A 14,444-nucleotide genomic window follows, 5' to 3' on the forward strand; every position below is an offset into this window, starting at 1 on the left:
AACCTGGGTTGGAGAGGCGCTAGACAAAGGGCCGGGCGGTGGTGTTCCGCCCGGCCCCGTCAGGTCTTCATGGATCGGGACTTGGCATCCCGGAGAGGCATCAGCCCTTGGGGGTGACGGGCAGGGGCAGGAACATCTGCTGGTCGCCGCGGCGGACCAGCAGCAGGACGGACTTGCGGCCGTCCTTCTTGGCCTTTTCCACCTGGCTGTTCACGTCCGCCGGCGCCTTCACGCTCTCGTTGTTCACGCTGGCGATGATGTCGCCGGGACGCAGGCCCAGCTCGTCCTTGCCGGGATCGACGATGACGACGCCCTGGGCGTCGCCGTCCAGGCCCATGCGCTCCCGCGTGCGGTCGTCCAGCTTGCCCAGCTTCAGGCCGGCCACGGAGGCGTTGTCACCCTTGCCGTCCGGCGAGGTGGAGCCGCCGGGGCCGTTGTCCTTGTCGCCGCTGGGCGCCTCGCCCAGCTTCACGGAGACGGTGACGGCCTTGCCGCCGCGCAGCACGCCCAGGTCCACGGTCTTGCCCGGGTCGATGCCGGCCACGTTGCGGGCCAGGTCGCGCTGGTTGTCGATGGACTTGCCGTTGATGCTCTGCACCACGTCGCCCTGCTTCAGGCCGCCCTTCTCCGCCGGGCTCTTGGGCGAGACGGCGTTGATGATGGCGCCCTTAGGCTCCTTCAGGCCCAGGCTGTCGGCGATCTCCGGCGTCACGGCCTGCAGGGTCACGCCCAGGTAGCCGCGCTGCACATGGCCGGTGGCCTTCAGCTTCTCGATCACCGGCTTGGCCACGTTGGACGGAATGGCGAAGCCGATGCCGACCGAGCCGCCGGTGGGCGAGAAGATGGCGGTGTTGATGCCGATGACCTCGCCATTGGCGTTGAAGGTCGGGCCGCCGGAATTGCCCTTGTTGATCGAGGCGTCGATCTGCAGGAAGTCATTCAGGTTGGCGGCGTCGATGTCACGGCCGCGGGCCGAGACGATGCCGGCGGTGACGGTGCCGCCCAGGCCGAAGGGGTTGCCCACGGCGATCACCCAGTCACCCGGGCGCATCTTGTCGCTGTCGCCGAAGGCCAGGGCCTGCAGCGGCTTCTTGGGCTCGACCTTCAGCAGAGCCAGGTCCGACCGCTCGTCCTGGCCCACGATCTTGGCCGGTACGTCGTCGGTCTGGTCCTGGAAGTGCACCTTTACCTCGTCCGCGCCCTCGATGACGTGGCGGTTGGTGACGATGTAGCCGCTGGGGTCGATGACGAAGCCCGAGCCCAGGGCCGATTCGATGCGGGGGCGGCCGTTGCCGCCGCGGCCGCCGGGCAGCGCCTCGTCCGGCAGGCCGAAGTGGCGCATCATCTCCTGCAGTTCCTGCGGCACCTGCGGCGTCGTCACCTTGTGCGCGGCGGTGATGGTCACCACCGCCGGCGTCACCTTCTCCACCAGGTCGGCGAAGCTGGGCAGGGAGGCCGGGCTGGCGGCGTGGGCGGTAATGGCGGCCGGCGGCGCCACCAGGGCGGTGCCGGTCATCAGGCCGATGGCCAGCGCGGTGACGGCCAGACGGGGAAAGCGCTTCTTGGCGGTGCGAACGGTGGGCAGGGAGGTCATGGTCTCAAGCTCGCTTTCACGAAGATATTTCTTGGTCTTTTGGCGTCCGGAACCCGCCCGGGCGGGCCGGGTCCCGTGGGATCAGGTCAGGGAATTGCGGCCGGATTGCGGATCGGCCGGCAAGGCTCAGGTATCGATGGAGCCATCGTCGAAACCGCCGTCGTCGGCGCTGTCGTAGCTGGCGTCCTGGTACCCGCTGTTGTCGTCGCGGTAGTTGGCATCCTGGCGGCCGGAGTCGTAGCGGTCGCCATTTTCGTTCACGCCATTTTCGTTCACGATGGTCTCGTTGACGGTGGTGTTGTTGATCACCGTTTCCTCCACCCGGTCGCCACCGTAGCCGGCACCCCAGGGGGAACCGCCTCCGAAGCCGCCGCCCCCGAGGCCGCCATGGCCGCCCCGGAACAGGGATTCCACCGCGTCGGCCGCCAGCACGCCGCCGGCGACGCCGGCCATGGTCTCGAACATGCCGCGCATGAAGCTGCGGGGCTGGGCGTAGGCGGGCGGCGCGCCGTAGGTGGGCTGGCCGTATGCCGGCTGCGGCGCGGCGTAGGCCTGGCCGTAGGGCGGCTGGGGCTGCTGCTGCGCCGGATAGGAGGACTGGCCCCAGGGGCCGGACGCCTGACTGGCGGGCTGCCCCGAGGGTTGGTTGAACGACTGGCCGCTGGACTGGCCGGTGAAGGGCGGGGGCCCGCCCTGCGGCCGGCTGGCGGCGTTCTGCTGCAGGTCGGCCAGGCGGCGTTGCGCGTCCACCAGCGCCTCCTGCTGGGCCAGCAGGGCCTGGGCCATGATGTAGGGCAGGGCGGGCTGGCGCGACAGCGCCTCACCCACCAGGCGGTCCGATTCAGGGTCGCGGGGCATGCCGTCCAGTCGGGACACACGCGCCAGCAGGGCTGTCAAATCTTCGCGGTCCTTCGGGGTCATGATGGTTCCTCGACTGCTTTCCTTTGTTACCGTCTTAACACGGCGGCCCAACTAACATGGGGCGATCATCGCCCGCCGCAACGAGGATGATCATGGTCGGGACAGACTTTCCAGCCCGTGGCAGCAGGATTAAGTTTTTTTCATGAGGCGGCGGGCCTAAAGCGATAGGGGCGCCCCGTCCTTTTGACTTGTCGAGGGTGTCTTCTTGGGGCATGCCGTCTGCCCATGGCCATCATGCTCCCCCTGGCGCCGCCCGCCTATACGCCTGACGAGATGCGCGCCCGCGTCCTATACCAGGACGCCGACGTCCTGGTCGTGGACAAGCCCTACGGCCTGCCGGTGCATTACGGCACCAAGTCCACCGACCATCTGGAACGCTACCTGCCCTGGCTGGTGGCCGAGGGGGCGCCGGCGCCGCGCTTGGCCCACCGCCTGGACAAGGACACCACCGGCTGCCTGGTGCTGGGCCTGAACGAGACGGCCTCCACCCGCCTGGGAAAGCTGTTCCTGGCGGGCCGCGTGGGCAAGCGCTACTGGGCGGTGGTCAAGGGCCGGCCGGAGACGGCGGAGGGCCGCATCGAGCTGCCGCTGATCAAGCGTCCGGTGCCGGGATGCTCCCGCATGATGGTGGATCATGAGGAGGGCAAGCATGCCCTGACCGAATGGCGGCTCATGGCCACCGGCACCGATTCGGACGGGCGGGTCCTGTCCTGGCTGGAGCTGACGCCGCGCACCGGGCGCATGCACCAGCTGCGGGTGCATTGCGAGGTCATGGGCTGGCCCATGCTGGGCGATCCCATCTATGGGCGTGACTGGCGGGTGGAAGGCGGTCGCGACCCGGCACCGGCCATCCCGCTGCACCTGCACGCCCGCTGGGTGGCCTTGCCGTGGTGGGCCCCGTCTGAGCCGCCGCTGGAGGCCACGGCGCCGTTGTCCCCGCACCTGGCGGCAACCTTCCAGCGCGTCGGATTCTCCGTCGGGAACAACTGACCGAATGCCACGACGGGTTGGCGCGGGGGGCGGCGTATAAGCACTGTCGCCGGCGTCGCCCGGCGGCCAAATAGAGAAAAGGTCGGTGGCATGGCACCACCGACCCGAGGTTTGGAAGGAATTCAAGACAGGACGGCAGCAGGCCGCCTTGGCTTGAGGTAGATCCACTACGCGACCGGACAGGCCAGGACGCCGGCCCGATCTCCGCAGGTACGGGGAACGTCCGCCGGGCAGGGTGGTCTAGAACCCCAGCCCGGGTACTTGCCGGCGCCGTTCCCGCCCTCTCGGTTGGGGCAGAAGGGACGGGAAGTCGCTCGCGGTCTAGAACGAGCGGGCGCCGGTGCCACCAGCCAAGGAGACGGCGCCGCGGGCGGGGGGTTGGGGCTCCCGTCCGGGGCTGTCGCCGTCTCCATCGGCTGGCGACAAGGGGATAGTGCCACGCCAAGCTGACCGCATCCTGACAAGGATGCCGGGCATAACGATTTCCAGGCGGCGTCACATTTTTGCCCTTCGGTCGTGCCATAAGCCGCTATAAGCCATCGCCGTGCCCCGCCGGCACCCTGCCGTTCCCGCCGATTCCGACTCCGCCGCCTTCGAGGGGCGCCCTGCTTGACTGTAGACGGGGCGTTAACCTTCCTGGGATAGGGTTGTCGCCGCGGGGGAACGCCCTGGGCGCCCGCGGCGTGGCTATTTGGGGTGCCGTTTGGCGCCGTTTGCGTCCGGAACCCTTCCGCATCGCCGCGGATGATGCGATAGAGTTTCGTGAGGCGGACGCCGCTGCATGATCACGTTGTCAGAACCCGAGTCAGATACCGCTCCCATGTTGACCTCCCTCTCGGCCGCGTCCGGTTCAAAAGCGCAGCAGGCGGCGGCACCTGCGGCCAAGCGCCTGTCCATCGTCATCCCCATGCATAATGAGGAAGGCAACCTGGCCACCCTGTTCGAGCGCCTGGTCCCGGTGCTGGACGGCATCGGCCTGCCGTTCGAAATCATCTGCGTGGACGACGGCTCACGCGACGGCACCTTCGCCGCCCTCAGGGGCCATCAGGCGCGCGAACCCCGGTTGAAGCTGCTGCGCCTGTCGCGCAACTTCGGGAAGGAGGCGGCCATGTCCGCCGGCCTGCGCCACGCCATCGGCGACGCCGTCGTGCTGATGGACGGTGACCTGCAGCACCCCCCCGAAACCATCGCCATTTTCGTGGAGCAGTGGCGCCAGGGCATGCAGATGGTTTATGGCGTGCGCGCCAGCCGGTTGACCGACCCGTGGCTGCGCCGCTTCCTGACCAAGATCTATTACCGCCTGCTGGACAACCTGTCCGAGGTGACGCTGCCGCGCGGCGCCGGTGACTTCCGCCTGCTGGACCGCAGCGTGGTTGACGCCCTGAACGCCATGCCCGAGCGCAACCGCTTCATGAAGGGCCTGTTCAGCTGGGTGGGGTTCCGCCAGGTGGCCGTGCCGTTCGAGGTGGCGCAGCGCCACGCCGGCGCCACCTCCTTCAACTTCTGGCGCCTGTTGCGCTTCGGCCTGGACGGCGTCGCGTCCTTCAGCAACGTACCCCTGCGTGTCTGGTCCTGGCTGGGCATCGCCCTGTCGGTGCCCTCCTTCTTCTATGGCCTGGTCATCATCACCAAGACCATCATGTTCGGCCGTGACACGCCCGGCTACGCCTCGCTCATGGTGGCGGTCCTGTTCCTGGGGGGGGTGCAGCTCATCGGCCTGGGCGTCCTGGGGGACTATCTCGGCCGCGTCTTCACCGAGGTGAAGGGTCGCCCGATGTACCTGGTAAACGAGAAGGTGGGCTTCGATGACGCGCCACTCGCGGGTGGCGCCGGGGGGCATCCCTGACCTCCATGCCCCTTCTCCGTTCCCCTGACGCCTCGGCCGCCGCCCGTCCGCACACCGCCCCCGCGGCGCCGTCTATCGGTACCCGGTCCATCGGTGCGGGACCCATCGGCGCTGGACGCATGGTGCCGGCCGGCGCGCGGCTGGGTCCACCGCTGTGGCGGCGGCTGTCGCCCTGGGACGTGGCCTTCTGGCTGGTCATGGCGGTGGCGGTCGCGGCCGTGTCCTGCACCTTCCCCGACTTCGGCATCACGTTTGACGAGCCGCTGCACGTGGAATACGGCCAGCGGGCGCTGGAATGGTATGCCTCGCTGGGCAAGGACCGCGCGGTCCTGGAATTCCAGAACCTCTACCTCTACGGCGCCCTGTTCGACACGGTCGAGGCGCTGTTCGAAAACCTGCTGCCGCTGGATGTCTATGCCACCCGCCGCCTGATCGGCGGGCTGACCGGGCTGCTGGGCGTGCTGGCCGTGCGCCGCATCGCCAGGGATATCGCGGGGAAAGAGACGGGGGCGCGCGCCGGGCTGATCGCCGGCCTGTGCCTGCTGCTGATCCCCGACTGGTGGGGCCATTCCTTCGCCAACCCCAAGGACGTGCCCTTCGCCGTCGCCGCCGCCTGGACCCTGTCCTGGCTGGTGCGGGTGGGCCGCAGCCTGGACACCGACGCCAAGGGGCCATCCCTGGGCTCCGTCGCCATGCTGGGCCTGTGCTTCGGCATGGCGCTGGGCATCCGTGTGGGCGGCGTGCTGCTGGCCGGGCCCATCATGCTGACGCTGCTGGCCCATCTGGCCAAGCGCGTGCTGGCCGGTGACGGTGCGCGGCAGACGGGTGCCGAGGCCTGGCGCCTGGTGCGTCGCCTGTGGATCGCTGTTCCCATCGCCTATGCCGTCATGATCGCCGCCTGGCCGTGGGCCCAGGTGAACCCGCTGCGCCACCCCATGGAAGCGCTGGCCGAGTTCTCCAAGTTCCCCATGGATTTCACCTTCACCTTCGCCGGGGTGCAGGTGCGCACCACCAACCTGCCCTGGTGGTACCTGCCCGTGGGCTTCGGCGTGAAGCTGCCGGAGGTGGAGCTGCTGGGCCTGGCCGCGATCGTGGCCTTCGGTGCCGTGGCCGCCCTGCGCCGGCCCTTCCCGGCGGGCGTGCGCCTGGACGGCGTGGCGCTGACCACCGCCGTGCTGCTGCCGCCGGCCGCCGTGGTGGCGACGGACGCCGTGCTCTACGACGGCATCCGCCACATGCTGTTCCTGATGCCGCCCCTGGCCACGGCCGCCGGCCTGGGCCTGAACGGCCTGCTGACGCGCCTGCCCCTGCGCTGGCCGCGCAATTTCTGGCTGAACCCCTTCATGGCCGCGCTGCTGGTCGCCTGCGCGGCCGTGCAGGTCGGGTTCATGGCCCACCTGCATCCCTATGAGACCATCTGGTTCAACCGCTTCGTGGGCGGCGTGCGCGGCGCGGCTCCGAAGTTCGAGCTGGACTACTGGGGTAGTTCCCTGTCCGAGGCGGCCAAGCGCCTGACCGACACCATGGTGAAGCTGGAGGGCCCGCAGGCCTTGACCCAGCCCTACCGCATCCGCGTTTGCGGCCCGCCCACGTCGGTGTTCCACTACCTGCCGCCGGCCTGGAAGCCGACGCGCCGCAACACCGGCCCGGTCGATTTCTACCTTGCCTTCACCCGCTGGGCCTGCAAGGAAATCCCGGCGGGCCAGGACATCGTGCGCATCGAGCGCGATGGCGAGGTGCTGGCCTATGTGCGTGATTTGCGGGAGCCGCCGCAGTAAGCGAGGCGGCCCCCAAGGCCGCCGGCCCGGACCGGCCAGGTCCGTGAGCCAAGGCCACGGATGTGGCCGCCCGGCGCCTGAGGGCATTTGACCGATCAGGATCAAATGCCGACGCGTGTGAAAGGGAAGGATCGCCAGATGAAACTGTTCGGCCTTGCGGGGTGGAGCGGTTCGGGCAAGACCACCTTGATGGTCCAGCTGATCCCGGAATTGGCGGGGCGCGGCTATGGCGTCTCCACCCTCAAGCATGCCCACCATGATTTCGACGTGGACCAGCCGGGCAAGGACAGCCACCGCCACCGCACCGCCGGCGCCACCGAGGTCTTGGTGGCCTCGTCCCGGCGCTGGGCCCTGATGCATGAACTGCGCGGGACGGCCGAGCCGACGCTGGCCGACCTTGTCGCCAAGCTGTCGCCCGTGGACCTGGTGCTGGTGGAAGGGTTCAAGCGCGACCCCATTCCCAAACTGGAGATCTGGCGGGCGGAGAACGGCAAGGCGCCGCTGTTCCCGGACGATCCGACCATCGTGGCGCTGGCCGCCGACGATCCGCTGCCGGTGGAGGTGCCGGCGGGCTTGCGGCGTTTCCCCCTGGACGCGGTGGCCGACATCGCCACCTTCATCCTGGCCCATGTCGGCCTGCCCCCGATTGGCTTGCCGTCCCGGGCGGACTGAGGAACGGCCATCCCCATGCCAGGCGCCGCCGACTGCTACCCCGACACCTTGCTCAGCGTTGACCAGGCGCGCGATCGCCTGTTGCGGGCGCTCGGGCCCGTCACGGGGGTGGAAACGGTGGCGCTGGATGCCGCCGACGGCCGTGTCCTGGCCCGGGACGTGGTGGCGGCGCGCAGCCTGCCGCCCTTCGCCCAGGCCGCCATGGACGGCTATGCCCTGGACCACCGCGATGTCGCCGGGGCGGCGGGCCCCGTTCGCCTGCCCCTGTCGGGCCGGGTCGCGGCGGGGGATGCGCCCGGACCCCTGGTGCCCGGTACCGCGGTGCGCATCTTCACCGGCGCGCCCTTGCCCGATGGCGCCGACACCGTGCTGATGCAAGAGGATGCGGACCTGGACGGCGACGTCCTGCTGGCCCCGCGCGGCCTTGCCCCCGGCCGCCATTGCCGCGCGGTGGGGGAGGATATCGCAGCGGGCGCGGTGGCGCTGCCGGCCGGGCGCCGCCTGTCGCCGGCGGCCGTGGCGCTGGCCGCCGCGCTGGGGGAACGGGTCCTGGCGGTGCGGGTGCCCCCGACCGTCGCCCTGCTGTCCACAGGGAACGAGGTGCGGCCCGCCGGCGCCCCCTTGCCCCCCGGCGCCATCCATGACGCCAACGGCCCCCTGTTGACCGCCCTGCTGTGCCGCCTGGGTTGCCGCGTGGTGCCGGCCGGCATCGCCGGCGATGATCCCGCGGCCCTGGCGGCCACCCTGTCCAGTCTCACGGCCGACCTGATCCTCAGCAGCGGCGGCGTCTCCGCCGGGGAGGAGGACCATGTGAAGGCGGCGGTGTCGGCCCTGGGCGGCATCGATTTCTGGCGCCTGGCCCTCAAGCCGGGCAAGCCGTTGGCGTTCGGCCATGTCGGGAACACCCCCTTTCTGGGGCTGCCCGGCAACCCGTTCGCCGCCTTCGCCGCCTTTCTCGCGCTGGGCCGGCCGTTGGTGCAGCGCCTGTCGGGCGAAACCGTCGCCGATCCGCCCCGCATCACCGTGCGCTGTGGCTTCGCCCATGGCCGCGCGCCGGGCAAGCGCGAATACCTGCGCGTGGTTCTGCGGCAGGAGGGCGCCGACACCGTGGCCTACCTGGCCGGCGCCGGCGGCAGCGCCGCCCTGTCGTCCCTGGCCCTGGCCGATGCCGTGGCGGAGGTGGAGGAAGCGCGCGACAGCCTCCGGCCCGGCGATCCGCTGACGGTCATCCCCCTGCACGGGCTGTTCTGAGGGCGGCGCCAAGTAAGCGCTATGGTATCGATGTCATTTCCCCTATCCTGTGGCAAAACAAGCCCAGGGAGGGGACATGACCAGGACGACATACATCCATGCCATCGCACGCGCCGGCCTTATGGCGGCGGCATTGCTGTTCAGCGGGACGGCCCAGGCGGCCGATGCCCCGCCCTCACCCGTGGGCGCGGATGGCAGCGTCACCCTGCCGCTGGCGCCCGGCAGCCTGGTTCTGCCCTTCTCCTCCTACGCGTCGCCGGAGGCGCGGGACTGGTTCAAGCGCTATGCCGACGTGCATGCCCCGCCCATCACCGACGTGCCGGCCAGCCGCGCCTTTTACGATCGCATGAACACCGACCGCGCCAACCGGCTGCGGGCGCTCTACCCCGTCACCGTGACCGACCAGACCATGGGCGGCGTGCCCACCCAGGTCGTGGCGCCGGCCAAAGGGGCGGCGGTGGCGGACCGGGTGCTGATCAACCTGCACGGCGGCGCCTTCCTCTGGGGGGCGGGGGCCGGCGGGTTGGTGGAGGCGGTGCCGGTGGCGGCCCTGTCCAAGATCAAGGTGGTGACGGTCGATTACCGCCAGGGGCCGGAGCATCGCTTCCCCGCCGCCAGCGAGGATGTGGCTGCCGTCTACAAGGATCTGCTGAAGACCTACAAGCCGCGGAACATCGGCATCTACGGCTGTTCCGCCGGCGGCATCCTGACGGGGGAGGCGGTGGCCTGGTTTCAGACCCACGGCCTGCCCCGGCCCGGCGCCATCGGCATCTTCTGCGCCGGCGTGCTGGACGGCGGCGGTGATTCCCAGGCCTGGTCGGCCCTGTACGGCGGGCAGCTGCCGGGCCCCGGCCTGCGCCTGATCGACCTGCCTTATTTCCAAGGCGCCAACGTCCAGGATCCGCTGGTGCTGCCGGGCGTGGCGCCGGAGGTGCTGGCCAAGTTCCCGCCCACCCTGCTGATCACCGGCACGCGCGACTTCATGCTCAGCGACACGCTGCGCAGCCAGGATCTGTTGGAACGGGCCGGCGCGCGGACGGAGCTGCACGTCTGGGACGGCATGGTCCATTCCTTCTTCTCCGACCCCGAATCGCCAGAGGCGCGGGCCGCCTACGACGTTATGGCCCGCTTCTTCACGCGGGAACTGGGCCGGCCGAACGACAGGTAAGGCCCGGCGAAAGGGCTCAGGCGACCAGGGCCAGCAGGGCCAGCAGCAGGAACAGGGTCTTGCGCAGCATCGCGGGGTATCTTTCGTCCGGCTCGGGCCTTCGTCGTGCATCCTATGGGTAAGCGGATCGGCTCCAGTCCGCCACCCTTGGTGATGGCGCCGAGCATGCCGGTGAATAGAGGCGGCCGCAACCTGCCGCGCGTGCGCTACCCTGTTGGTTGCCTGTGACAATTTGGTGGTCGAGGCTTGGTGGTCGAGGCCTGCCGGCCCATGCCCGGCCCTCCTGTTCCTCGGTTGCGGACAGGGAGTGGTCGACAGGAGGCGGGGGTGCACCCTACCGCGCGTGTCGCGTCAGCTTGTTCGCCTGGATTCAGCGCTTATGCCGCAGCACCCAGCCGGCCAGCTCATCCAGCGGAGCGGGGTGGCCGTCGCCGTCGCGGAAGTGCACGGTGGTGCTGTGGTCGGGCCAAGCCACGGTCAGCTGGGTTTCCAGGGCGTCGGGGTGGCCAGGGGCGGGGAAGGCGGCGGGCTGTGACGCGAGGTCGGCCGCCTGCACCAGGTGCAGCAGGGCCTGGCGGTCGGCCGCGTCCAGGCCCGCGACCTCCACGCTGATCTTGGGGCGGCGCAGGGGGAAGGCCATGCCGCCCTGGCGCTGGCATTCGATGAGGACGGGCGGCGCCGGGGTCTGGTCGGTGCTCATGGCGGCAGCATGGGTTAAAGCCCCACGGCCGTCCAGGCGTCGTCCACCGCCTTGGTGGCGGCGTCGCCGTATTTCCGCGCCACGTCGCGTGTCGCGGCCGCGGCGTCCTTGAACTCCGACCACAGTTGCAGGCGGGTGGTCAGGGCCTCGTACCAGATCGGGCCCGCCGTTTCCCAGGCCTGGCCGCCCAAGGCGGTGGCGGCCAGGTAGAAAGCGTGGTTGGGGATGCCGGAATTGATGTGGACGCCGTAGTTGTCGTCGGGGCCGCTGTAATAGTCCTTCATGGTCGCCGGCTGCGGGTCCTTGCCCAGGGTGGGGTCGTCATAGGCGGTGCCGGGCGCCTTCAGGGACCGCAGGGCCGTGCGGTTGGTGCCCGCCTTGGGGATCAGCAGGCCCTCGCCGATCAGCCAGTCGGCCGTATCCGCCGTGTCGCCGGCGGCGTACTGCTTGATCAGCGATCCGAAGACGTCGGAGAAGGATTCGTTCAGGGCGCCCGACTGGCTGGAATAGGTCAGCCCGGCGGTGAACTGGGTGACGCCGTGGGTCAGTTCATGGCCGATGACGTCCAGGCACTTGGTGAAACGGTCGAAGATCTCGCCATCCCCGTCGCCATAGACCATCTGCTGGCCGTTCCAGAAGGCGTTGTCGTAGTCGGTGCTGTAGTGCACCGTGGAATCCAGGCGCATCCCCTTGTCGTCCACGGAGTTGCGCTTCATCACCTCCAGATAGAAATCATAGGTCTGGCCGGCGTAGGCGTAGGCCTCGTTGACGGCCACGTCCTGGCCATCCGGCTGCCCCTCGGACCGCACCAGCGTCCCGGGCAGGTCGCCGCCGTGCTGGGCGTCATAGACGGTGCGCTGCTTGGTGCCGGTGCCCAGGCCCGCAAAGGCGAACTGGTTCATGCTGGCGCGCATGCCGCGCAACTGCCCCTGGTGATAGAGGTTGTGCAGGGCCCGCTTGCGCATCGTCGGATCGCTGGCGTTGGTGGCCACATGCTCCATCATGTGCGGCGGGATGATGAAGCAGACATGCGGGGGGCAGCCGGCGTGCTGGCACATGGGGCGGGCCTTTCAGCGCTGGATCGTGGGAACCAGCGTGGCACCGCGCGCGCGATGCCGGAATAGCCGCCAATGATATATCCACGCCCCGATCGGCGCCCGGATCGGCCCTATCCCTGCATCGGGGGGGCTAATCCCTTGGAGAGAAAGGCCGCCGCCGCGTCCAGGTCGGCGGGGGTGTTGACGTTGAAGAAGGGGTCGATCGGCTGGACCGGGAAGTCCACCAGAGCCAAGGGCTGGCGGGCCAGGAAGGCGCCGACCTTGCGCAGATCCTCCCCCACCAGCGCCTGGCGCAGGCGGCCGGCCAGGCCCACGGGCCACAGCGCCACCACGGGATGCCGCCGCCCGCCCGAGGTGGCGCAGGCCACCCCATCCGGGGCCACCGCGCCCGCCAGGCGCGCGGCCAAGTCCAGGGGCAGGAAGGGGCAGTCGGCCGGCACGCTCAGCACGTGGGTATGGCCGCCCTGGGTGCCGGCGTATTCCAGCCCCGCCAGCACGCCGGCCAGCGGGCCGGGATGTCCCGCCACGCTATCGGCCAGGACGGGCAGGCCCGCGTCGCGATAGCGGTCGGGGTCGCCGTTGGCGCTCAAGGCCAGGGCCGACACCTGCGGGGCCAGGCGCCCGCGCACATGGGCCAGCAGGGGCCGGCCAGCCAGGTCCAGGCGCGCCTTGTCCACCGCCTGGACCTCATCGCCGCCGAAACGGCGGGCCAGGCCGCCCGCCAGAATCAGGCCCAGAATATCGATCGTTTCGCTCACGGAATGTAAAACGCGGGGATGTCGGCGACGGTGATGCGGATGGCGGCCGTCACGGCCAGGCCGTCCCGGGCCTGGGTCATTTCGGGGTGTCTCCCGGCGCCGGCTCCGCCGTCTTTCCCGGCGCGGGCTTGGCCTCGGATTTCGCCGGTTCCGCCTTGGGGGGCGGTTTTTCATCCGCCGGCTTGGCCTTCTCCGCTGTCTTTTCCGGCGCCGCCTCGAAGCGGGGGGACTTGGCCAGCAGGCGGCCCTTGTCCAGCGCGTGGGTCAGCACCAGCGATTCCAGGGCGCCCGCCGGCTGGTCCGGGTTCAGGTCCAGCGTGTCCTTGTTCAGGGCGTAGAGGGTGAAGACATAGCGATGAGTCTGCCCCGGCGGCGGGCAGGGGCCGCCATAGCCCTTGGGCCCGAAGTCGTTCAGCGCCTGCACCGCCCCCTTGGGCAGGGCCTTGCCGTCGGCCGTCCCGGCCCCGGCGGCCAGGCTGTGCACGCCGGCCGGGATATTGAACACCATCCAGTGGCGGAAGCCCTTCTTGACGTCCGCATCCATGATGATCAGGGCGAAGCTCTTGGTCGTCGGCGCCTCCCCGCCCCAGCGCAGGGCGGGGGAGAGGTTCCTGCCACCGCAGCCGTCGCGGTCCCAGGCCTGAGTCTGGGTCAGCGTGCCGTCGGTCGCCAGGTCGGGGCTGCTCAGCCACATGCCGGCCTGCGCCGCGCCCGCCGCCAGGCCGGCGGCCAGGGCCGAGGCTATCGCCAGGCGGCGCCTCATGCTCACACCCGTTCCGACAGGCGCCGCTCGCGCAAGGGGCGCTTCACCCGGGCCAGGTTCTCACCCATCGCGGTGCCCTGGCGCAGGGCCACGGCCACCTGCAGCACGTCGATGACGGCCAGGTGCGACAGGCGCGAGGTGCGCGGGGTGTAGATGCTGGTGTCCTCATCCACGTCCACCAGCAGGGGCACGGTCGCCCGCTCCGCCAGCGGCGACCCGCCCGAGGTGATGGCCACCACCGGCGTCCCGCCATCCAAGGCCAGATCGACGGAGCGCAGCAGTTCACGCGTGCGGCCGGTGTGGGAGATGGCGATAACGGCGCCCTCCGACCCCAGGATGCTGGCCGCCATGGCCTGCACATGCACGTCGCTGTGGGCGATGACCGGCACGCCCAGGCGGAAGAACTTGTTCTGCGCGTCCTGCGCCACGATGCCGGAGGCGCCGAAGCCATAGATCTCGATACGCCGGGCGGCGGCCAGGATGTCCACGGCCCGGCTGAGGTTTTCCGTGTTCAGCTGGTTGCGCATGCGGGAGAAGGCGCTGATGGCGCGGCCGATGACCTTGGCCGCCACCTCCGCCACCGGGTCGTCGGGCATCAGGTCGGCATCGACGAAGGGCGTGCCCGTGGCCAGATCCTGCGCCAGGCGCAGCTTGAAATCCTGATAGCCGCTGCAGCCGATGGAACGGCAGAAGCGCACCACCGTGGGCTGGCTGACATCGGCCTCGCGCGCCACCTCCGCCACCGAGGCGGTGACGACGGCATGCGGCCGCTTCAGGACGATTTCCGCGATCTTGCGTTCCGACGGACGCAGACCGTCCATCATCCCGCGTATGCGACCCAGCATGAAGCTAACCCCCGACCTGCCGATGCGTAGATGAAGGAACAGAGCGCGCCGCGACGGCGCGGTTCCTTCCCATTGTAGTGAAATTACCGGAAATGACGCA

The 14,444-nt window shown here is 69.9% G+C and carries 13 protein-coding genes; 6 read left to right on the forward strand and 7 right to left on the reverse strand.

Translation table 11 applies throughout. The features are described from left to right. Positions 1-100 precede the first annotated feature (100 nt). Positions 101-1,594, reverse strand: coding sequence for a Do family serine endopeptidase (locus tag FBZ89_RS12340; protein WP_145750272.1), 1,494 nt, complete (start codon positions 1,592-1,594; stop codon positions 101-103). A 126-nt stretch (positions 1,595-1,720) separates the two neighbouring features. Beyond that, on the reverse strand, positions 1,721-2,515 hold the full coding sequence (locus FBZ89_RS12345; protein WP_145750273.1) for a DUF2076 domain-containing protein: 795 nt from the start codon (positions 2,513-2,515) through the stop codon (positions 1,721-1,723). A 225-nt stretch (positions 2,516-2,740) separates the two neighbouring features. Between FBZ89_RS12345 and FBZ89_RS12350 the strand changes: the two genes are divergently transcribed. The 6 genes from FBZ89_RS12350 (at position 2,741) to FBZ89_RS12375 (ending at position 10,220) form a co-directional block, all read left to right on the forward strand. Then, positions 2,741-3,505 (forward strand): RluA family pseudouridine synthase, encoded by a 765-nt coding sequence (locus FBZ89_RS12350; RefSeq protein WP_246172149.1) that lies wholly within the window; start codon positions 2,741-2,743, stop codon positions 3,503-3,505. 820 nt (positions 3,506-4,325) lie between these two features. After that, positions 4,326-5,351, forward strand: coding sequence for a glycosyltransferase family 2 protein (locus FBZ89_RS12355; RefSeq protein ID WP_246172150.1), 1,026 nt, complete (start codon positions 4,326-4,328; stop codon positions 5,349-5,351). 5 nt (positions 5,352-5,356) lie between these two features. Then, positions 5,357-7,129, forward strand: a complete 1,773-nt coding sequence (locus tag FBZ89_RS12360) for a hypothetical protein (RefSeq protein WP_145750275.1) — start codon at positions 5,357-5,359, stop codon at positions 7,127-7,129. Between the two features lie 138 nt (positions 7,130-7,267). Next, positions 7,268-7,801, forward strand: coding sequence for a molybdopterin-guanine dinucleotide biosynthesis protein B (gene mobB, locus FBZ89_RS12365; RefSeq protein WP_145750276.1), 534 nt, complete (start codon positions 7,268-7,270; stop codon positions 7,799-7,801). A gap of 15 nt (positions 7,802-7,816) precedes the next feature. After that, positions 7,817-9,052 (forward strand): molybdopterin molybdotransferase MoeA, encoded by a 1,236-nt coding sequence (locus FBZ89_RS12370; RefSeq protein ID WP_145750277.1) that lies wholly within the window; start codon positions 7,817-7,819, stop codon positions 9,050-9,052. 76 nt (positions 9,053-9,128) lie between these two features. Next, a complete protein-coding gene (locus FBZ89_RS12375) occupies positions 9,129-10,220 on the forward strand; it encodes an alpha/beta hydrolase (protein WP_145750278.1) in 1,092 nt (363 codons plus the stop codon). A gap of 370 nt (positions 10,221-10,590) precedes the next feature. Here the strand turns inward: FBZ89_RS12375 and FBZ89_RS12380 are convergent, their stop codons facing one another. From FBZ89_RS12380 to hexR, 5 genes are all read right to left on the reverse strand, one after another. Continuing rightward, positions 10,591-10,920, reverse strand: coding sequence for a protealysin inhibitor emfourin (locus FBZ89_RS12380; protein WP_145750279.1), 330 nt, complete (start codon positions 10,918-10,920; stop codon positions 10,591-10,593). A gap of 14 nt (positions 10,921-10,934) precedes the next feature. Further along, positions 10,935-11,978, reverse strand: coding sequence for a M4 family metallopeptidase (locus FBZ89_RS12385; protein ID WP_211115202.1), 1,044 nt, complete (start codon positions 11,976-11,978; stop codon positions 10,935-10,937). 110 nt (positions 11,979-12,088) lie between these two features. Continuing rightward, positions 12,089-12,736: a molybdenum cofactor guanylyltransferase MobA gene (gene mobA, locus FBZ89_RS12390; protein WP_246172151.1), complete on the reverse strand. Its 648-nt coding sequence runs from the start codon at positions 12,734-12,736 to the stop codon at positions 12,089-12,091. A gap of 76 nt (positions 12,737-12,812) precedes the next feature. Beyond that, entirely contained in the window at positions 12,813-13,499 is a 687-nt protein-coding gene (locus FBZ89_RS12395; RefSeq protein WP_211115204.1) for a YbhB/YbcL family Raf kinase inhibitor-like protein, read from the reverse strand. 2 nt (positions 13,500-13,501) lie between these two features. Next, positions 13,502-14,344, reverse strand: coding sequence for a transcriptional regulator HexR (gene hexR / locus FBZ89_RS12400; protein WP_145750280.1), 843 nt, complete (start codon positions 14,342-14,344; stop codon positions 13,502-13,504). Between the last annotated feature and the right edge of the window lie 100 nt (positions 14,345-14,444).

This window comes from Nitrospirillum amazonense (assembly GCF_007828045.1).
GTDB lineage: Bacteria > Pseudomonadota > Alphaproteobacteria > Azospirillales > Azospirillaceae > Nitrospirillum > Nitrospirillum amazonense_C.